We start from the raw sequence: 20,499 nt of genomic DNA on the forward strand, positions 1-20,499 counted from the left end.
ATGGTTGATTACTTCTTACGCCACCGGGCCGCTAGTTATTTAATGACCGTGGTACTGCTCTTCGGCGGGGCGCTCGCTTTCACTGGCATGGGGCAGCTTGAGTTTCCTGAATTTACCATTCGCAATGCGCTAGTCACCACCCAGTATCCTGGTGCTACGCCAGAAGAGGTGGAGCAGGAAGTCACCTCGACACTGGAAGAAGCCATTCAGGAAATGCCCGCGATTAAACGTATCAGCTCGGTGAGTTCTAACGGGTTTTCTCAAATTACCATCGAGCTGCAAAGCACGGTGCAAAACGATGAACTTCAGCAGCTTTGGGATTCGTTGCGCCGTAAAGTTGGCGATGCGCAGGCCGCCTTGCCGCCAGGCGCCAGCCAGTCACGAGTTAACGATGACTTTGGCGATGTGTTCGGCTTGATGATTAACCTGACCGGTGATGGCTATGCCATGCCCGATTTGAAAAGCCAAGCCGAGTTCCTTAAGCGTGAACTCGCCTTGGTCGACGGCGTTGAAAAGGTGTCGCTGGCGGGGGTGAGAGAGGAGCGCATTTTCATTGAAGTCGACCGAGAGCGGCTACGTGCGCTGAACATTCCGCTAAGTTCACTCCAGCAATTGCTGAATACGCAAAATGCCGTAGTGGACTCGGGTCACTTGAAGCAGGGGGGGCAGCGTTTCCGAGTAACGCCTTCGGGTAGTTCCGCCGATATTGAGGATTTACGCGCGTTAATCGTTAGTGAAGGTAACGGCGAGCTGGTAAGGCTGAGCGATATCGCAGAGGTTTCCCGTGGCTTGACCGAGCAACCACAGCAGCTTTATCGCGATATGGGGCGACCGGCTATTTCCTTGGGCATCTCGTTTGAAAGCGGCGTCAACGTGGTCGAAGTAGGTGCCCGACTTGAACAGCGGCTTGACGAACTGGAGGCACGCACCCCGTTGGGTATGGAGCTCAATGTGGTCTATGACCAGCCGAGCGTGGTAGATGAGGCGGTATCCGGTTTCTTAGTCAGCCTGATCCAAGCGGTTGCCATCGTCATTGTGGTTCTCATGCTGTTTATGGGCTGGCGCAGCGGCCTACTAATGGGCTTTATTCTGCTGATTACCATTATTGGCACCTTTATGCTGATGCGCATTCACGGTTTGCAATTGGAAAAAATCTCGCTGGGGGCACTGATTATAGCGCTGGGGATGCTGGTTGATAACGCTATTGTGGTCACTGAAGGCATGCTGGTAGGCCTAAAGCGTGGCCAAAGTATTCGTGAGTCGGCGCATCAGGTGGTTCGACAAAACGCATGGCCTCTGCTGGCAGCTACGCTGATTGCAGTTGCCGCCTTTGCACCGATTGGGTTGTCGCCAGATACCACCGGTGAATTTATCGGCTCGCTGTTCTATGTGTTGCTCTATTCACTGCTGCTAAGTTGGCTGACAGCGCTGACGCTCACGCCTTTCTATTTCAAACTGTTGTTTCGCAATGTGGCGCCTAGCAGCACAGATGAAGATCCTTATAAAGGAGTGGTGTACCGCTTGTTTAGCCGCGTGATTGTGGCAGGTATCCGGCTGCGTTGGCTAACACTTGGTCTGGTGATGGTCATACTGGCAGGCGCGGTTGTCGGTTTTGGTTCCGTCAAAAATGCCTTTTTCCCTGCCTCAAATACGCCCATCTTCTTTGTTGATTACCGCACGCCGGAAGGCACCGATATTCTGGAAACCCAACGGCGGGTTGCAGAGTTGGAAGAGGTGGTGATGGAGATGGAGGGTGTCCGCCATCTCACCACTGTGGTAGGCGGCGGTGCCCAGCGCTTTACCCTGACCTATGCGCCGGAAGACCGCTATGCCAGTTATTCACAGCTAATTGTTGAAACCGATAACAAAGCGATACAGCAAGCGCGCATGGCGGATATCGAAGCGGTACTTGAGCGCGATCACAGCGATATCGACTATAAAATTGCCCCGCTGGAAGTTGGCCCTGCCCCGAAAGCCAAGATCGAAGCTAGGCTTTACGGCAGCGACCCCGCCGTATTACGCCAGCTAGGTGATCAAGTCGCGGCACTGTTTAGTGATACGTCCAATATGGTCAGTGTCCGCACCAAATGGCGTAACCGTGTTCAGGCCGTGGTGCCAATTTTTGCCGAAGACACAGCGCGACGGCTGGGCGTTACGCGCGAGAATTTGGCGGCCACACTGGCGCTGAGTACGAGTGGTAGTCAGGTGGGCATCTACCGTGACGGCAGCGACTTGATTCCGATTGTCGCTAGAGCGATACCAGAGCAGCGCAACGATATCGATAACGTTGGGTCGCTTAACGTATGGAGCGCCGAACAGGGGCGTTACATCACGGCTGATCAAGTGATGCGTGATGTGACGACCCAGGTAGCAGATCCACTAATCATGCGCCGTGACCGAGAGCGTATGCTGGCGGTGTATGGCGAACCCGACCCACTCAGTGGTGTGACGGCGGCTAGCGTATTGGCTCAGGTCCGGCCTCAAGTAGAAGCGCTTGAATTGCCACCCGGTTATCGGCTTGAGTGGGGCGGTGAATTTGAGACCGCCGGTGAAGCCCAGAGCGGCCTGTTTGCATCGTTGCCACTTGGCTTGGTGATGATGTTTATTATCACGGTGGTGTTGTTTAACAATTTCCGTCAGCCGCTGGCGATCTGGTTTTTGGTGCCGTTGACCATTGTCGGCGTAGTGGCCGCGTTACTGCTAACCGGGCTGCCTTTCTCGTTTATGGCGCTGCTGGGCACGCTGAGTTTGATTGGGATGGTGATCAAGAATGCCATTGTTCTGGTAGAAGAGATCAATGTGCAACTGCCGTTGCACAAAGATCGCTATCACGCCGTGGTGCGCGCCGCCATTAGCCGCGTGCGACCCGTTTCAATGGCTGCGCTAACCACCATGCTGGGGCTGATACCGCTGATTAGTGATGCATTCTTCGCCAGCATGGCGGTCGCGCTGATTGGTGGGCTTGGTGTTGCCACGCTGCTCACCCTTATCGTGCTACCGGTGATCTATTGCGTGCTTTACCAGATCAAGATTCATGAGGATTCATCGAGCACTTAATTCAGCGCAGCAGCGACCTCTTCAACTTGTAGCGCTAAGCTTTGTAGGCCGCCACCGGAGAGGTACCACAGAGCCGGGGTTAGCATCACTAGCTGGGGGGTAGTACCTGCCTCGGCTAGTGTTTGGCGCAGTTGGTCGGCATCCGCAGGTTCATCGCCAATGGCGGCGCTGCGATCAATGACCAGCACAACGTCTGGTTTGATGTCGGCAATGGCATCAGCAGAAAGCGGTGTAAAGGTGCGTTCACCACGGGTTTCTGAGGTCACACTCTCCGGCATGTTGAGCGCTTCCACGCCTAGCACATCGTGAACGACGGGATGTTGGTTAAGCATCAGGTTGCCGCCGTTGTGAGTGACGACCAGTGTCCTGGGGGCATTGCTGAGTGCTTCGCGTAGCGCATCAATCTCTGTATGGAGCGTTGCAAGTGCCCCGTCAGCTTCACTTTCCGCCCCTAATTGGCTGGCTAGCTCACGCACGTTGTCGTCAAAAGCGGCGAGATAGTTATCGCCTTGCAAACTGGTGTTAAGTAGCGGTGCAATATCGCCAAGCTCTTCTTCCCAATCGCCCTGGCGGCCAGTGTAAAGAATCAGGCTAGGTTCGCTAGCGCTGATGGCCTTCATGTCCGGTGAGCGTAGGCCACCAATATCGCTATAACGGTCGCTAGCGTATTGCTCTAGGTAGGCGGGCAGGCTCTGCTTGGGGACGCCAACCACCTGCTCGCTTAAGCCCAGCGCATCTAACGTATCTAGACTGCCTAAGTCGAAGGTGGCGAGGCGCTGCTCGGCATGGGCGCTTGCGCTAACGGCTGAAAACAGCACGGCTGTGGCGAATGTAGTAGCGAACAAGGTAGGCTTCATCGTAGTTCCTTTTATGAGAAAATATTTTATATGCGATAGTTTCTCATAGTCTCAAGGGAAGAGACGCTATGTCGCCTTCTTATAGCGGAACAAGCTGTTGCGCAAAGCGTGACCGCCCTCACAGAGGAGGGCGGTGCTATGAAGACTAGGTTGTGATGAGGCGTTTATAGGACAAGTTTATGAAGCGACACGGAAGGGGTTGCGAGGGTCGTTGTCCCAGGCTAGGAATGGTTTGCCGGTTTCTTGAGGCACCATGGTGATGCAATTCTCCACTGGGCAGGTGATTTGGCATAAGTTACAGCCAACGCACTCGTCTTCGATTACCTCGTAACGGCGTGCGCCATCTTGCTCGGTGAGCTTGGCAATCGATTGGTGGGAGGTATCCTCGCAAGCGATATAGCAGCGACCGCACTCAATGCACAGGTCCTGATCAATCTTGGCAATGGTTTTAAAGTTGATGTCCAGATGTTTCCAGTCGGTGGTTTGTGGCACGGCTTTGCGCGAGAACGATTCAATAGAGTCGTAGCCTTTTTCTGCCATCCAGCGTGAAAGGCCATCCTTCATCTCTTCTACAATGCGAAAACCGTTGAGCATTGCAGCGGTACATACCTGCACGCTGCCTGCTCCCAGGGTGATAAATTCTGCCGCATCCCGCCAGGTGGAAATACCGCCGATACCGGAAATCGGCAGCGTTGGCGTTGCCGGGTCGCGGGCAATCTCTGCCACCATATTCATCGCGATAGGCTTCACGGCGCTGCCGCAGTAGCCACCGTGGGTACTCTGGTGGCCTACCGTGGGTTTGGCGACCATATTGTCCAGGTCGATACTGGTGATCGAGTTGATGGTGTTGATCAGCGATACCGCATCGGCGCCACCCCGTAGCGCGGCCTGGGCACCCACTCGAATATCGGTAATGTTGGGGGTGAGTTTTACAATCACCGGTTTGGAGTAGTGCTTCTTACACCAGTAGGCAACTTTTTCGATCAGATCGGGATTTTGGCCGACCGCCGCCCCCATACCGCGTTCCGGCATGCCATGAGGGCAGCCTAGGTTGAGCTCGATGCCATCTGCGCCCGTTGCTTCCACGAGTGGCAAAATATAGGCCCAGGCTTCTTCATTACAGGGCACCATGATAGAGACAATCAGCGCTCGGTCGGGCCAGTCTTTTTTCACCTGGGTAATTTCTTGAAGATTGATCTCCAACGAGCGATCGGTAATGAGCTCGATATTGTTGAAGCCGATCACCTCGCGGTTTTTGCCATAGTGAGCAGAGTAACGTGAAGAGACGTTCACCGCAGGTGGCTCTTCGCCAAGGGTTTTCCAGACGACGCCGCCCCAACCCGCTTCATAGGCGCGTACTACGTTATAGGCTTTATCGGTGGGGGGGGCAGAGGCTAGCCAGAACGGGTTCGGGGCTTTGATGCCCGCAAAGTTCACCGACAGGTCAATGCCGTTCACCACGCTATCGCCGCTGTTTTTGTTACCCGGTGGTGTGAAAGGAAGTGTGTTCATGCGGCCTCCTGCTTGGCGGCAAGCGCTTGGTGAATGGCATGGGCAGCCAGTTTGCCGTGTTGAACGGCTTGAACGGTGAGATCTTGGCCGGAGTTGACGCAGTCGCCACCCGCGTAAACATTGGGCATTGAGGTGCGGAAGAATGCATCAACTTGGATACGTTCGCCGTCGCGGGCAAGCTCTCTGGCGGCTTCATCCGTCAGGCTAGCGCTATCAAAGCCTTGGCCAATCGCCTTGAAGATGGCATCGGCGGCAAGGTCGAATGTTTCACCAGTGGGTGTTAACTGACCAGCCTGATCGTGGGTCTTGGCAAAACGCATACCCGCCACGCACCCTTGGTCATCCAATAAAATTTCGTCTGGCTGGGCCCACGTCACCATGCGTACGCCGTTAGCTTTGGCAATTTCTTGCTCATGATCGGTAGCAGACATCGCCTCTGTGCCGCGGCGGTAGACCAGTGTTACCTCTGTTGCGCCAAGCCGGGCCATTTGAGTCGCCATATCAATGGCGGTATTGCCTGCGCCGATCACAATGCAGCGCTTGGCGACAGGTAAGCTCTCTAGGTCTTTGGTTTGGCGCAGGGTTTTAATGTAGTCAACGGCGGGCATCAAGCCGGGAGCATCATCTCCAGTGAGCCCTAGGGCACGGCTGGCACCAAGACCTAAACCGAGGAAAACGCTATCAAACTGCTGGTGCAGCGCCGCAAGCGACAAATTATCACCGAGGCGCTGGCCGTACTGAAGCGCAATGCCGCCTATTTCTAGTAGAAACTCCACTTCTTTACGGGCGAAATCATCGGTCATCTTATAGCGGGCGATACCGTACTCATTCAGCCCGCCTGGTTTTTGTTCGGCCTCAAAAATGGTCACTTGATGGCCTAGCATCGCCAAGCGATGGGCACAGGAAAGGCCGGCGGGCCCCGCGCCTACCACGGCGATATGGCGGCCGCTGTTAGCCGCCCGCTTGAACGGGTGGCTTTCGAACTGCATATGGTCAGTGGCGTGGCGTTGCAGCAGGCCAATTAACACTGGCTGGCACTCTGCGTCATGGTTGCGCACACAGCTACGCTCGCAGAGGATTTCAGTGGGGCACACCCGGGCGCAACTGCCACCTAAAATGTTGGCTTCCAGAATGGTTTCTGCGGCGCCATTAATGTTGTTTTCGCTGATTTGGCGAATAAAGCTGGGGATATCAATATCCGATGGGCATGCCTCAACGCAGGGGGCGTCGAAACAGTACAAGCAGCGCTGGCTTTCGATCATTGCTTGGCGGTGGGTTAACGGCGGATGGAGGTCGCTAAAGTTGCTTGCCAGTGTCGGTGGGTCGTAGGTGCCGACCTCTTGTGCGCTAGGCAGGTGGTCAAGTGAGTGGTTCACGGTCATCTCTCCTGTTGGCTTTTTTCTTTTCTTGAGGAGCTGTTCAGCGCGTTACGGCTACCGGTGCATTTAATTCGGCACGTTTAGCCAGTAGCTCAAACACACCTGGGTAGGCGGGGCGTTTTAAGTAGCGCCCAGCACCACGCTCGGCGTGCAGTTCACCGTCTCGCCATACCCACTTTCCTTGGCTAATCGTGTGGCGAGCAATACCGCGCACCGTTTTGCCCTCGAAAATGTTGAAGTCGACATTTTGATGATGAGTTTTGGCGGAGATCGTACGTGTGCCATTAGGATCCCACACCACAATATCGGCATCGGCGCCCACTTGGATGGCCCCTTTACGAGGGTACAGGTTGAAAATTTTGGCGGTATTGGTAGACGTCACTGCGACAAACTCCTGGGGCGAGAGCTTGCCGCTGTTAACGCCTGCGTCCCATATCACTGCAAGGCGATCTTCTACCCCTGCTGTGCCGTTAGGGATCTTGGTAAAGTCATCTTTGCCTGCGGCTTTTTGCTCTTCGCAGAAGCAGCAGTGGTCAGTGGCAGTGGTTTGCAAATTGCCAGACTGCAGGCCATGCCAAAGCGCTTCCTGATGCCCTTTGGGGCGGAACGGTGGGCTCATTACGTGGGCCGCGGCGGTTGCCCAGTCGGGATGCTGGTAAACGCTGTCATCAATGAGTAAGTGTCCTGCCAGACACTCGCCGAATACTGGGTGGCCTTGCTGGCGGGCATAGGCAATTTCATCGACGGCGTCTTTGGTGGATACATGTACCAGATAAACCGGCGCGCCTAGCGTGCTGGCAATTCGAATCGCTCGGCTGGCGGCTTCACCTTCTACTTGTGGTGGGCGCGAAAGTGGGTGAGCTTCCGGCCCGGTAATGCCCTGGGCCAGTAGTTTCTGCTGCATGTGGTAAACCAGTTCGCCGTTTTCGGCGTGTACCGTAGGTACCGCGCCCAATTCCAGGCAGCGTGAAAAGCTTTCCACCAATATGTCATCAGTGGCCATAATCGCGCCCTTGTAGGCCATAAAGTGCTTGAAACTATTCACTCCATGTTCGCGCACCAGGGTACCCATTTCCTCTTTGACGCTCTCATCCCACCAGGTGATTGCCACGTGGAAAGCGAAATCGGTAGCCGCTTTTTCCGCCCACCCTTGCCACGTCTCAAAGGCTTCTAAGAGTGATTGGCCTGGGCTTGGAATGACAAAGTCGATAATCGTCGTGGTGCCACCCGCCATAGCAGCGGCGGTGCCGGTGTAGAAATCTTCGCTAGCCACTGCGCCCATAAATGGCATTTGCATATGGGTATGAGGGTCAATGCCACCGGGCATTACTAACTGATTGCTGGCATCAATGATGTCGCAGTTGTCGGGGAGGTCCAGGTCGGTGCCGATGGCGTGGATTTTTCCGTCGACGCACAGAACGTCGGCGCGGTAAGTATCGGCATGGGTGACGACGGTGCCGCCTTTGATCAATAAACTCATCATGCAGTCCTCGTATGATTCATCAACAGGGCTACTCACCATCAGTGAGGCGGGTGTATGCATCGGGGCGACGATCACGGAAGAACTGCCAGTTATTGCGCACCTCGCGCACCATGTCTAAATCAATTTCATGCACTAGTAGCTCGTCTTCCGTTTCGCTGGCCTGGGCTTCGATTTTGCCGCGGGGGTTGACGATGTAGCTGGAGCCGTAGAAGTTGCCAATATTCCAGGGTGCTTCTGTGCCCACGCGGTTGATAGCGGCAATGAAGCAACCGTTAGCCGCAGCGGAAGCCGGCTGCTCAAGCTCCCATAGGTACTGGGAAAGCCCTGCCACGGTAGCGGAGGGGTTGAAGATCACCTCAGCACCGTTGAGTGCCAACGCACGCCAGCCCTCGGGGAAATGGCGGTCATAGCAGATATAAACACCAATTTTGCCGTAGGCAGTGTCGAAGACCGGCCAGTTTGATTTGCCTGGCTTGAAGAAGAATTTCTCCCAAAAACCGGCCACTTGAGGAATATGAGTTTTATGATATTTGCCGAGGTAGCTGCCGTCGGCATCAAACACGGCGGCGGTGTTGTAGTAAACGCCGGTCTCTGTCTCTTCATACACGGGCACGATAATTACCATGCGGTGTTCGGCAGCCAGTTTTTGCATCATCTGACACGTGGGACCTTCTGGAACCCGCTCTGCGGCGGCATACCATTTGCCATCTTGGCTTGGGCAGAAGTACGGCTGGTTAAAGACTTCTTGAAAACACAGTACTTGCACACCCTGTTCGGCGGCCTGCTGAATCATCGGTAGGTGCGCTTCGTTCATCGCATCGCGGATCGCCGCAGGGTCTAAATCAGTGCTGGTTTTGAGACCCATTTGAATTAAGCCAATTTTCATTTTCTGCATAGAACAGCCCTCTCAAGTCATACGCGCCAACCGCATGCGTACGCATGTCGGTACGTTACTGGTCAAGTAACAAGTTTGTGGTTACGTGGCGTGCAGCGGCGTCTTACTGTGCCTTTTTCGCTTAGCCTTGCTTGTGAAACGTGCTTTGAAAATAGCGTAATACAAGCGAGGGTAAGCGAGCGTCTTATTGTTGTTTATAAAGTTGTCATGTTTGACAGCTTTTTGAACATAGTCCTTTATGAGGTGTTGTTTCAAGTGTTTTTTAATAATTTTACTTGATTGATTTAACTCTTTGATTTTTTAATGTTTTTATTATTTTTAGTGATGTTTTTGCTAAGTTTGTGAAGTGTTGTTCGATATTGGTGATGTTTTGTTTTTTATTTAAAAACATATGCTTGTGTTATTTTATTTTGGGTGTTGATGTTTTTTTTGCATCTTTTTGGTGCGGATTTTTTTTAAATAGCTACGCTTATTAATGGCTTTTAATAGCTGGAAGGCGAATAACAACAATCACGCTAAAGGTATGTGTATGCCTGCCTGATAAGTCAGCTTTTTGATCAATAGGTTAGTGTTTGTGCTTTTGTTTTAGGCACGCTTATTGCTCTTAAAAGACAGACACCGTGAATATAATGGGCAACAGCACTGCTGAGGAGACTATATGACTGGCTCAACATCCCGAATGGTGGACAGAGAGGGGTTAATTGAACTCGACGTAGGCAAAGACGTAGGTGATAGCCCTCGTTTCAATAAAGATATTGCACCCACTCAGGCGAGTGAGCGCACTTGGAGCAAATGGAACATTGCGGCACTTTGGGTGGGGATGTCGATTTGTGTGCCGACCTACACGTTGGGTGGTGTGTTAACCGCCTACTTTGGCCTGAGTGTGGGGGAGGCGCTTTTTGCCATTTTTCTAGCCAACGTGATTGTCCTGATTCCGCTCACTCTAAATGCCTTTCCTGGCACTAAATTTGGTATTCCCTTTCCAGTTGTGCTGCGATCATCGTTCGGTATTTTAGGTTCTAATGTGCCTTGTTTGGTGCGGGCTCTCGTAGGCTGCGGCTGGTTTGGCATTCAAACGATGTTTGGTGGTTTGGCTATTCACCTTCTGTTATCCGAACTGGTCCCCGCTTGGGCTGCGCTGGGTGGGGTAGGTGAAGTGATTGGCTTTTTTGTCTTCGGCGCAATGAATCTTCTTGTGGTCATTCGTGGGGCTGAGTCGATCAAGTGGCTGGAAACCCTAGCGGCGCCATTGCTGCTTGCTGTGGGGGTTGGATTAATGATGTGGGCATGGCCGCACATGTCGATGACTGAGTTATTAGCGCAACCGCCTTCGCGCCCAGAAGGAGCGTCGGTATATGGCTACTTCTTTGCAGGGTTAACCGCGATGGTGGGGTTTTGGGCGACGTTGTCGCTGAACATTCCTGATTTCAGCCGGTTTGCCAAAAGCCAAAAAGATCAAATTGTTGGCCAAGTGATTGGGCTACCGCTGACAATGTTCTTCTTTGCAGCGTTGGGCGTTGTATTAACGGCGGCGTCTGAGTCGCTAGTGGGCCAGACGGTTGCTGACCCAGTACGTTTGATTGGCTATATCGAAAGCCCTTTCTGGGTAGTGCTTGCCATGTTGCTAATCATTATTGCCACGATTTCCACCAATACCGCTTCGAATATTGTTTCTCCCACGAATGACTTCCAGAATATTGCCCCAAAACTGATTAACCAAACCCGCGGTGTGCTTATGACCGGAGCGGTGGGTGTTTTATTGATGGGCTACGATCTTTTGCAGAAAGCGGGTCTCATTGCTCAAGGGGTGTCTCTTGAACAGATGTATTCAAACTGGCTGCTGGGATACTCCAGCTTGCTTGGCCCCATCGCAGGCATCATGGCAGTGGACTATTTCCTAATTAAAAAGCAGCGTTTAGATGTGCCTAGCTTATATATGGATAACCGTGCTTATCCTGCGGTTAATGTGGCGGGTTTTATCGCGTTCGGCGTGCCGGTGGCTCTGACACTAATCTCGCTGTTAACCGGCACCATGAACTGGTTCTATGACTATGGCTGGTTTACCGGCTCTGCGCTTGGCGCGATTGTTTATTACGCCGCAAGCCACGTTTTAACATCATCTTCTCAGGTAGGGCCCGCACCACACATGGCCAGCGAGACGGCAAAGCTGCCATAAACTCGTTATAAGTAAACGTCGTTAATAATCAAAGCTCGGCTAAGTGCCGAGCTTTGATTATTTTGTGCTTGGCATAACCAGGTGAGCTATTTTGCGCCTTTCACAAATCCTAAAAATGCATCGACCACCCGGTTGGGTCGGCGATCATGGCGAGTGATTAGAACAAACGGAATCTGATAATGCTGAGTACCCGGCTGAAGGGCGCGCATCTTATTGGCATTAACCCATTGGGCGGCAACATGTTCTGGAAGAAAACCGATAAACCGTCCAGTGAGAATCAAAAACGCAGCGCCCTCCCGATCAGAGGCAGACGCTTGTAAATTTAACGCATCATGTGCTTTACGCGCATCGCTAGGGAGTGGGTAGCGAGGCGTTATCGCTGGATAAGCGGCAATTTGTTCAGCTGTGAATGCTTCATCAGTTTCATCAAACAAGGGGTGGCCAGCTGCGCAGTAAAGAAACGAAGGCTCTTCGTACAACAGTTGTGTTTCCAAGCTGGAGGGTAAGTTAACCGCAGGCACTACGCCGACATGCAAGTGGCCATCCATTACGCTTCGAATAACGGCATCTGAAGGCTCCATGTGGATATTAACCGTGACTTCATGGTTTGGCGCTGTCAGCTCGGCGAGCGCATGGGTAACATGCATGGCAGGCAAGGTGACCAAGTTGTCGGTGATACCGATATTCAGTTCGCCCTTGATGGTATGATGTAATGCGTTTACATCGCTTTTAAAGGCTTCGAGCGCGGTCAGTAGCGTCAAACCTGCTTGGTAAATTTCTGTGCCTTCTTCGGTTAAACTAAAGCCACCTCGGCCACGCTGGCATAGCGAAAAGCCTAGCCTGCCTTCTAAATCATTCATGTGCTGGCTAATGGCTGAGCGACTGATGCCTAAAGCGATTTCCGCAGCGGTGAAACCACCGCATTCCACGACCGTTTTAAAAATACGCACCAAGCGTACTTCGTAGTCACTCATTTGGCCTAACGATGCCATGGCAGCCTCTTATTAAGTAAAATAACGACTTTTATGAGCTTTTTTGCTGAAAATAGATATACATCAAAAACAAGCCGCGCCACTATTTAGAACCGCTTACGAGGAGCCGCTGTGGTCTATCTTTCACCGTTCTTTTTATACTGTATCAGGTGTGCTCTGGGATATTTGAATAAGGCCTACATATAATGCTGCTACCTCGCAGTGATCGGGTAACTAACAAAAGCCAGGTAATGCCTGGCTTTCGGCGCCAAAAGCAGCGCGTTATTACGCTCTATGTTCTGTCGTTATGTATGATGATTGCGCTGTTTGGCTGGTTGCTCAAAGGCCAATATCACCAAGAAGTCAATGCGGCTGAATCCCGTGTGATTGCCCGTGCGAATGTGGTGTCAGAATGGGTAACAGGCATGTTTGGGCAGAGCAGCCAAGGTTTGTTTAGTCTGGCCGAGCTGCTAAAAGTTCACCAAGAAAATTCTTTGGGGTTGGATGGTTTAGAGGCGGAAAGTGCAACTGCCGTCCAGCGAGCGCTAGACAATCTTACCGAGTACGTGCCACTGATCGATAGTGTTAGTGTCTTGGACCCTCAGGGGCGCCTACGTTTAAGCAGTAACGCTAATCGAGATGTTGGGGAGGGGATTGGCGACAGCGCCTTTTTCCGCACCTTTCAACAAGGTGGCCAAGACGAAATGATGACGCCGCTTATTTGGTCTACAAGCAAGCAGCGTTTCTTTCTCTATCATGGCAGGCGTCTAGTGAATGACCAGGGCGACTTCGCTGGTGTGATTATGTCTCGTATCATGCCGCATATCCTCAATAGTGCGCTGCAGCAAATGCGACTGTACGACGGTGAGAGTATGGCGCTGATAGATGAGAGTCTAAAAGTGGTTGCTCGGCACCCGGCTCCCCATAAAGGAATGCTCATTGGTAGCCAACTTGATGCACCTGAGACACAGCAGTGGTTAAACAGCGGTAGTGTTACTCGGACATTAGCCGCAATCTCGCCCCTTGACGGAAGTAAACGCTTATTTCACATGCAACGCATTAGGGGCTATCCGGTATTTGTTACAGTGGGCGTTGACCTTCATACGCTGATGTCAGGATGGCGCCAGCGTTTGCTGGTGTTATTGCTGGTCGTTGGTTTAATTACGCTGTTGGGGGCTTGGGGTGTTCGCCACTACTTAAACCGCCTTGCGTTAGCTTACCAACTACATGAACGAATAAAAGAGCGAGAGCTAGCAAGAGCCGAAGCGCAAGCGCGTGGCGCGCGTATGGATGCCTTAGTCCACTCGATTCAGGATTTGATTTTTGTATTTGATGTGGAAGGGCGCTTTAACTATATCCATGCGGCTTCCCCTGAGCAGTTGCTTGTTAAAAGCCAAGATGCGCTGGGAAAACACTTTTCACATGTCTTGCCTGTTTCCTTAGCTCGTGCATTTGCCGCCGTTTTTGAGCGAGTCCAGCAGTTGCATAAAGTAGAAAGATTTGAGTATCCGCTGACCATTGATGCACAGCCACACCATTTTCATGCCACCGTGAGCCCGCTAATCAGTAGTGCTGGACAGTTTGAGGGAGTGTTATCGGTGAACCGTGATATTACCGAAGCGAAGCGCGCAGAAGTTGAGCTGCAGATTGCAGCGGCTGCTTTTCAAGCACATCTGGGCATCATAGTGGCGGATGCACGGGGAGATATTTTAAAAGTTAATGAGACGTTTAAGCGTATAACCGGCTATAGCGATGCTGAGGTGATCGGTAAGAACCCGCGTATGTTTAGCTCTGGCCACCATAACGCAGCGTTTTATCGTCGTTTGTGGAAGCGGGTGATGACCACAGGAAGTTGGGAGGGAGAAATCTGGAATCAGCGCAAAAATGGTGAGCTATTCCCTGAGTGGCTGACGATCAGTGCTGTTTACGATTCAGACGGTGTACTGACTAACTACGTTGCCACCATGAGTGATATTAGTGAGCGCAAAGCCGCTGAGCAAGAGATCCACCAGCTTGCGTTTTATGATCCATTAACGGGCTTCGCAAATCGACGCTTGTTTATGGACAGAATGGAGACAGCTCTTAAAGAGCTAAACCGCCATCAGCGCTGTGGAGCGTTGTTGGTAATCGATATTGACCGTTTCAACCATATTAACGATACCCTGGGGCACCTCGCTGGCGATCAGTTGCTTCAGCGGGTTGCCCAGCGGTTTGGCCAAATGTTGCGCGATACCGATACGTTGGCTCGCCTGGGTAGTGATGAATTTGCGGTGCTTATTGAAGACATCGATGGAAGCCCACGCCAGACACGCCGTTTAGCAGAACATATTGCCCAGAAACTTCTGGTGGCGCTTGATGAGCCGATTAGCTTTTCTGAAGAACAAGTCATGGTCACCGCATGCGTTGGGATTACGGTTGTCTCCGATAGCCAGCGAAGTGCCGAAGACTATCTTCAGCAGGTCGATATGGCCTTGTTACAGGCGAAAGCGAGTGGGCGTCGTGCCATACGCTTTTTTGATCCTTCGATGCAGGCTACGCTACTGGCGCGGGTTAAGCTTGAAGCCGACTTGCGGCAGGCATTGGAGAGTCACCAATGGCGCCTCTATTACCAGCCTCAGGTTAATTGCTTTGGCCACTGTACGGGAGTTGAGGCACTGCTGCGCTGGCAGCATCCAGAGCGTGGCATGGTTCCACCTGGCGAGTTTATTCCACTCTTAGAGAGTACTGGGCTGATTAATGAGGTTGGTGAGTGGGTCATTGAAGATGCATGCCGTCAGCTAGCTTGCTGGGCAGCAACGCCACACCTGCGTGAACTGACGATTTCGGTGAATATCAGCCCACTGCAGTTTCGCGATAGTGAGTTCTTATCTCGCTTACAGCAGGTTTTTGTGCGTACAAAGGCACCGCTTGAGCGCCTCAAGCTTGAAGTTACCGAGTCGTTGTTTGTGGAAGCGCGCGACGATGCTCGTGACAAAATGCTGAGCCTGAAAGCTCAAGGTGTGCGTTTTTCTCTGGATGATTTTGGAACCGGTTATTCATCGCTGGCGTATCTTGCGCAGTTGCCACTTGATCAGCTTAAGATCGATCAGTCGTTTGTCCATCAAGTGTTAGAAAGCAGTGCTAATGCGGCCATTGTGGAGAGTACGATTGCCCTGGCAAAAAGCTTAAATCTTGATGTCATTGCCGAAGGCGTCGAATCAGAGAGCCAGAAAGCGTGGCTGCTGGCTCATGGCTGCCAAGCTTTTCAAGGTTATTTATTTGGACGCCCTATGCCGGTAGACGCTATTGAGAAAACGTTTTTAGCTCAACAGCGCTCCTGATGATTGCAGTGCTGTCAGTAAATTGGTGTGGGTATCAGCGTCATTGTCGGGGGTAATCACCTCAAGCCGCGAATCCTGCCGCCAGGCGCTATTGCCGAGACTAAGTGTTCCATCGGCTCGATTGAGCTGCTTCCAGCCCTGCTCGGTATGAAAGACGCCTTTTACTCGCGCAGATGAGGGGAACTCACCTAAGTGGGCGGCCAAACGATCAAGGTCAAAGCGTTCACTGGGGTGCCAACGAAGGCCTGTGCTGGTGTATCCAAGGGAGCTAGCCGTCTTGTGCTGAGGTTGGCCCAGCGGAGGAGCAGTATCAAAAAAAGCGCCTTCTAGCGTGGGGGTTGTTATCATTTGACGGTGCGTATCAGGGACAGCAGTATCTTGTTGGGCACGGGTCTGGGCGCTGTTCAACAGCAGCGATAGCGGCATCGTGCCATGCTCACTGCGATGAACCCACTTGCGTGGTGGCCAGAGTTCCGTCACAAACTGCTGCGCATGTTCGTGTTGTTCGGTACTGGCCTGCTCACCCATTGTGATAGCGATGGCATCGGCCATGGCCAACTGATCTTGAAAGGTCTCGTGTTCACGGACCCGGGATTCATCTAACCGGCGCGGATCGAGGGTGGCAATAATATCGTGAACGGCCACAACATCTTGAAAGGCTTCGCCGCGCAGCAGATCGAGTAAGCCGGCTGGATGGCCAAGCCCCGAAGGCTCAATTATGACGCGGTCTGGTTTGTTGCGGGCGAGCAAATTGACCAGTACAGCCTGCAGCACAAAAGCTAATTGGCAACACAGGCAGCCGCCGGGGAGCCCCTTGACGACGACATCGTCACGCTGCTCAAACATCGCTTGATCAATGCCAATCTGGCCAAACTCATTGACTAAAATGGCCCACTTCTCATCCACAGGCTTTTGCTCGATTAGGCTGTGGATAAGCGTGGTTTTGCCGCTGCCGAGAAAGCCTGTAATGATATGCACGGGCACGCGAGTGGCTGACAACGTTTAACCCCCTGTCATATTCATAAAGCGCACCACCTGGACATCGCCATCGGTAGTAAAGTGATGGCGCTCGGGCTTGAGCGGCAAGGCATTAATAATGGCGGTTTTCAACGCCTGCATATTGCCAGGATGTCGGCGCAGTACGGCACGCAAATCGACAGAGTGTTCATTGCCGAGGCAGAGCAGTAGACGGCCTTCAACGGTTACCCGAACGCGGTTGCAGCTATCGCAAAAGTTGTGACTATGGGGTGAAATAAAGCCAACCCTGCTGCTGCTATCGGCCATTTTAAAATAGCGCGAAGGCCCAGGTGTGGTTTCCGTTGACGGCATGAGTGGGTAGCGTGTCTCGATCAGCGCTTGAACGTCGTCACTAGAGTAAAAGGTCTCGGCCCGCGAGTGGTCAGACACATCGCCCAGCGGCATCTCTTCGATAAAGCTGATATCCAGCCCTTCTTGGCGAGCGAACGTGACGAGGTCCAGCACTTCATCATCATTGCGCCCCTTGAGAATCACAGCGTTAAGCTTGATGCGTGAAAAGCCTGCTTCTTTAGCGGCGTGAATGCCGTCAATCACTTTCGCTAACTCACCTGTACGGGTGAGCTGTTTGAAGCGCTCGGGGTCAAGAGAGTCGAGGCTGATATTGAGCCTGCGCAGCCCCCCTTGATAGAGCCGTTTGGCGTGTTTACGCAGACTGGCCCCGTTCGTGGTCATGGTAAAGTCGTTGAGCCCTGGCAGCGCGCCAATGTCGTCCACGAGCTGCTCAATGCCTTTACGCACTAGCGGTTCGCCTCCGGTTAGGCGGATTTTCTCAACGCCTAATTCGGTAAACGCCTGGGACACCATGGCAAGTTCTTCCAGCGTAAGCACCTGGGCTCTTGGCAGGAAGGTCATCTCTTCGCTCATGCAGTAAACGCAGCGAAAGTCGCAGCGATCCGTCACGGAAATGCGTACATAGCTAACACGGCGGCCGAAATCATCAATGAGTTTTTCGGCAATTGGTTGTTTGGTCATTGCCACCTCGTCAGTGGTTGGATGCAGACTGCATCGCCTGGCTGGGCGCCTGCTTGATCATCACCCAGTTCAATCAGGCAGTTAGCAGCTACCATCGAGGTTAAAATCCCAGACCCCTGCGCTCCGGTACTACGTACCTGCAGCACACCGTGAGCATCGCTTGAATAAATGCCACGTATAAAATCGGTGCGCTTTAGGCGACTTTTTAGCGGAGTTTGGGTAATGGCTGTTAAACGCCTCGGTGGAACGAAGGGTTGTTTTTGTAAACGTTCCAATAATGGCACCACGAATTGACTAAAGGTTACCATGACCGCAACGGGGTTGCCGGGTAAGCCGACAAATGGTTTGCGCGATTCACCCAGCCAGCCGCAGGCCATGGGGCGTCCGGGTCGCAGCGCCACGCGCCAAAAAGCTAATTGGCCTAATGTTTCCAACGCTTCCCTGGTGTAATCGGCGTGGCCGACAGAAACGCCCCCACTGGTAATGACTAAATCACACTGCTTGGCTGCGCTAGCCAGGGCGTTTTGAATGGTGGTGGGGTCATCAGGCAAAATGCCTAGATCCATCACTTCAGCACCCTGTTCGTTGAGCAAGCCCATCAATGTAAAACGATTGGTGTCGTAAACGCCTGCGCTGGGCAGCGCTTCGCCAGGGGGAGTGACCTCATTTCCAGTAGAGAAAATAGCCACCTTTGGGCGCCTGAAAATGCAAACCTCACCATAGCCCAGTGAGGCTATTAACCCCAAACAGGCGGCATCTAGCCGTGTGCCAGCTACCAGTGCTACCTCGCCTAGGGCAATATCTTCCCCCGCTTGACGCACATGCTGACCATGGCTAACCCGGTCGGGGGCATCGATGGTGACACTGCCATCATGCTCGCTAAGCTGCTCGCGCATGATAATGGTGTCGGTGCCTGACGGTAAGGGAGCGCCGGTGGTAATGCGTACGCACTGGCCGAGAGGTACGCTGCCTTCAAACGTCTGTCCGGCAAAGGCATCGCCTGCAATCGGCCATTGGGTTTGCTGAGGTTGCTCATCTGGCCACGCCAGGGCGATACCATCCATGGCTGCATTGGTATTCTGTGGCACGTTAATTGGCGCGGTGATGTCGGTGGCTAAGCGCCTGCCATAAGCTTGGCTAAGCGCTACCGACTCTACCGCAACGGGCTGTTCAGCCAAGGACAGCAGTGCCTCTCGCGCTGCGTCAACGCTGAGCATTTGCTCACCGAGTTCGAAGCACGACAGGCTCATGGTATTTCCTTCGAGGCCGGATCTTTAAAGACAGTGCTTAGTGTTAGCTCCAGCCGAGCTTTTTCTTCTTCAGTATTGAGGTTGGCAAACGTTTCCGGGCAATCCGACATATCGACCTTGCACCATGAGTGGCGAGCGTACCAGCGGTCGATTTTACGTTCGCCCTCAGCCAGCGCATTCGCTAAGTCATCGGCAAGCGAGGTGCGCAGCAGTGCGACGACTGGGTGCAGGCGCTCGCCGTCAAACGCAACGGCGATATCGTGTTCACCACTCGCTGAGGTGATGCCCGCCACCATACGCGCCACTAAGTCATTGGGTAGGGCAGGTGAGTCGCAAGGGGCAACCAGTAGCCAGGGTGTTTTAGCAGCGCGTAGGCCACTATAAATGCCCATCAAGGGGCCTTTAAAGCCGCCTTCCTCGTCCTCAATAACCCGGGTTGCAAACAGTGCATAGGCATCAGTGTTGCGATTGGCGTTGATCAATAGTTCAGAGACATGGCCATCAAAGCGTTGAGCCACATGGGCCACGAGCGGTAGCCCCGCGAAGGGTTCAAGGCCTTTGTCACGCCCACCCATACGGCGGCCTTCGCCGCCCGCGAGAATCATGCCAGTGAGGGTTTGTGGGGTGATCATATACCGGCCTCCTTAGAGGTGCGTGCGCTGGGTGGTTTGGCTGGAATGGCATCTAACGTTAGGCGGTTAGCGGTATTAATCGCCTGGAAGTGTTTGCCTTTAGCCCGAGCAATCAGCATCACGCCGAAGCGTTCCGCCAGCTCCACACCTTTTTGGGTCACCCCTGAACGTGAAACCAGCACGCTGATCCCCATTTGCGCCACTTTCAACACCATTTCGGAAGTTAAGCGGCCAGTGGTATAGAAAATATCAGCACTGCTGCTTTCGGCCTGGTTGAGCCACTGGTGGCCTGCCAGGGTATCCACCGCATTGTGACGTCCGACATCTTCAACGAAGTCGAGCACGCGGCTTTGCTGGCACAGCGCGCAACCGTGTACTGCTCCCGCGCTGCGATAAGTCTCGTTGTAGGTATTCAAATTGGTTAGCAACTGATAAAGCGTTGATTGCGCCAGCGTTGTCTCAGGTAACACAGAGAGCGATGTTTGTTCCAGTAATTTGCCGAACACGGTCCCCTGACCGCAACCCGTGGTGACGGTACGGGTACTCAGCCGGTTGTCTAAATCGTCAGGTAAATAATCGGTGACGACGGCGGCGGACTCTACCTCCCAATCCACCTGTACCGCCGATAAATCTTCCGCGCGGCGCAGTAATCCCTGGTTGCGTAGGTAGCCCACCACCAAGGCTTCTGGGTCATCGCCCAGCGTCATTAGCGTGACAATTTCACGCTTATTGAGATAAACCGTTAGCGCGCGCTCTGCGGCGATGGCTTGTTGGCGAGAGTCGCCGTAAGCATCTAGCACATCGATTGTCGTCGTGGCCGGTAAGCGGGCTCGGCTTAACTGAAGGGCGGGCATCCGCAATCCTCGTTGGAACCTAGTGAAGAATCATGTAACGCATACATGTAAATTATAATAGTTGAGTAAAACACTCTGAGTTGACGATGATGGCGCTCAAAAG

General features: G+C 53.0%; 14 protein-coding genes. 3 read left to right on the top strand and 11 right to left on the bottom strand.

Features of this window, described 5'->3' with window-relative positions; translation table 11 throughout:
• Positions 1-3,057: an efflux RND transporter permease subunit gene (locus tag INT19_RS05580; protein ID WP_193060051.1), complete on the top strand. Its 3,057-nt coding sequence runs from the start codon at positions 1-3 to the stop codon at positions 3,055-3,057.
• Here INT19_RS05580 and INT19_RS05585 read toward each other — a convergent pair.
• From INT19_RS05585 to INT19_RS05605, 5 genes are all read right to left on the bottom strand, one after another.
• Positions 3,054-3,914: an ABC transporter substrate-binding protein gene (locus INT19_RS05585; protein ID WP_193060052.1), complete on the bottom strand. Its 861-nt coding sequence runs from the start codon at positions 3,912-3,914 to the stop codon at positions 3,054-3,056. The two genes, INT19_RS05580 and INT19_RS05585, sit on opposite strands and share 4 nt — an antisense overlap.
• Positions 3,915-4,091: 177 nt before the next feature.
• Positions 4,092-5,426 carry an NAD-dependent dihydropyrimidine dehydrogenase subunit PreA gene (preA, locus tag INT19_RS05590; protein ID WP_226924491.1) on the bottom strand — a complete coding sequence of 445 codons (1,335 nt, stop codon included), beginning with the start codon at positions 5,424-5,426 and terminating at the stop codon, positions 4,092-4,094.
• The gene (locus tag INT19_RS05595; protein ID WP_226916694.1) at positions 5,423-6,808 is read right to left on the bottom strand and encodes an NAD(P)-dependent oxidoreductase; all 1,386 of its coding nucleotides are present in this window, start codon (positions 6,806-6,808) and stop codon (positions 5,423-5,425) included. The genes preA and INT19_RS05595 overlap by 4 nt, the downstream gene beginning before the upstream one ends.
• Before the next feature lie 37 nt (positions 6,809-6,845).
• Positions 6,846-8,285, bottom strand: a complete 1,440-nt coding sequence (gene hydA, locus INT19_RS05600) for a dihydropyrimidinase (protein WP_089041008.1) — start codon at positions 8,283-8,285, stop codon at positions 6,846-6,848.
• Between the two features lie 31 nt (positions 8,286-8,316).
• Positions 8,317-9,183 (bottom strand): nitrilase-related carbon-nitrogen hydrolase, encoded by an 867-nt coding sequence (locus INT19_RS05605; protein ID WP_089040646.1) that lies wholly within the window; start codon positions 9,181-9,183, stop codon positions 8,317-8,319.
• A 658-nt stretch (positions 9,184-9,841) separates the two neighbouring features.
• On the opposite strand from INT19_RS05605, the gene INT19_RS05610 reads away from it, so the two are divergent.
• Positions 9,842-11,359, top strand: a complete 1,518-nt coding sequence (locus INT19_RS05610; protein WP_193060054.1) for an NCS1 family nucleobase:cation symporter-1 — start codon at positions 9,842-9,844, stop codon at positions 11,357-11,359.
• Positions 11,360-11,445: 86 nt separating this feature from the next.
• Here the strand turns inward: INT19_RS05610 and INT19_RS05615 are convergent, their stop codons facing one another.
• The gene (locus tag INT19_RS05615) at positions 11,446-12,351 is read right to left on the bottom strand and encodes a LysR family transcriptional regulator (RefSeq protein ID WP_193060055.1); all 906 of its coding nucleotides are present in this window, start codon (positions 12,349-12,351) and stop codon (positions 11,446-11,448) included.
• A gap of 185 nt (positions 12,352-12,536) precedes the next feature.
• Here INT19_RS05615 and INT19_RS05620 point away from each other — a divergent pair, with 185 nt between their 5' ends.
• Complete coding sequence (locus tag INT19_RS05620; protein ID WP_193060056.1) at positions 12,537-15,650, top strand: bifunctional diguanylate cyclase/phosphodiesterase; 3,114 nt, start codon at positions 12,537-12,539, stop codon at positions 15,648-15,650.
• Here the strand turns inward: INT19_RS05620 and INT19_RS05625 are convergent.
• The 5 genes from INT19_RS05625 to INT19_RS05645 are packed head-to-tail and all read right to left on the bottom strand — an operon-like array spanning position 15,630 to position 20,396.
• Positions 15,630-16,649 (bottom strand): CobW family GTP-binding protein, encoded by a 1,020-nt coding sequence (locus INT19_RS05625; RefSeq protein ID WP_193060057.1) that lies wholly within the window; start codon positions 16,647-16,649, stop codon positions 15,630-15,632. The genes INT19_RS05620 and INT19_RS05625 overlap by 21 nt on opposite strands.
• A 3-nt stretch (positions 16,650-16,652) precedes the next feature.
• Complete coding sequence (gene moaA / locus INT19_RS05630) at positions 16,653-17,660, bottom strand: GTP 3',8-cyclase MoaA (protein WP_226912309.1); 1,008 nt, start codon at positions 17,658-17,660, stop codon at positions 16,653-16,655.
• Complete coding sequence (gene moeA, locus INT19_RS05635) at positions 17,657-18,910, bottom strand: molybdopterin molybdotransferase MoeA (protein ID WP_193060058.1); 1,254 nt, start codon at positions 18,908-18,910, stop codon at positions 17,657-17,659. Before moeA ends, moaA begins: the two co-directional genes overlap by 4 nt.
• Complete coding sequence (gene mobA / locus INT19_RS05640; protein WP_193060059.1) at positions 18,907-19,542, bottom strand: molybdenum cofactor guanylyltransferase MobA; 636 nt, start codon at positions 19,540-19,542, stop codon at positions 18,907-18,909. The genes moeA and mobA overlap by 4 nt, the downstream gene beginning before the upstream one ends.
• Entirely contained in the window at positions 19,539-20,396 is an 858-nt protein-coding gene (locus INT19_RS05645; RefSeq protein ID WP_193060060.1) for a formate dehydrogenase accessory sulfurtransferase FdhD, read from the bottom strand. Before INT19_RS05645 ends, mobA begins: the two co-directional genes overlap by 4 nt.
• Between the last annotated feature and the right edge of the window lie 103 nt (positions 20,397-20,499).

It is taken from the genome of Halomonas sp. 3A7M (genome assembly GCF_014897875.1).
Lineage (GTDB): Bacteria > Pseudomonadota > Gammaproteobacteria > Pseudomonadales > Halomonadaceae > Vreelandella.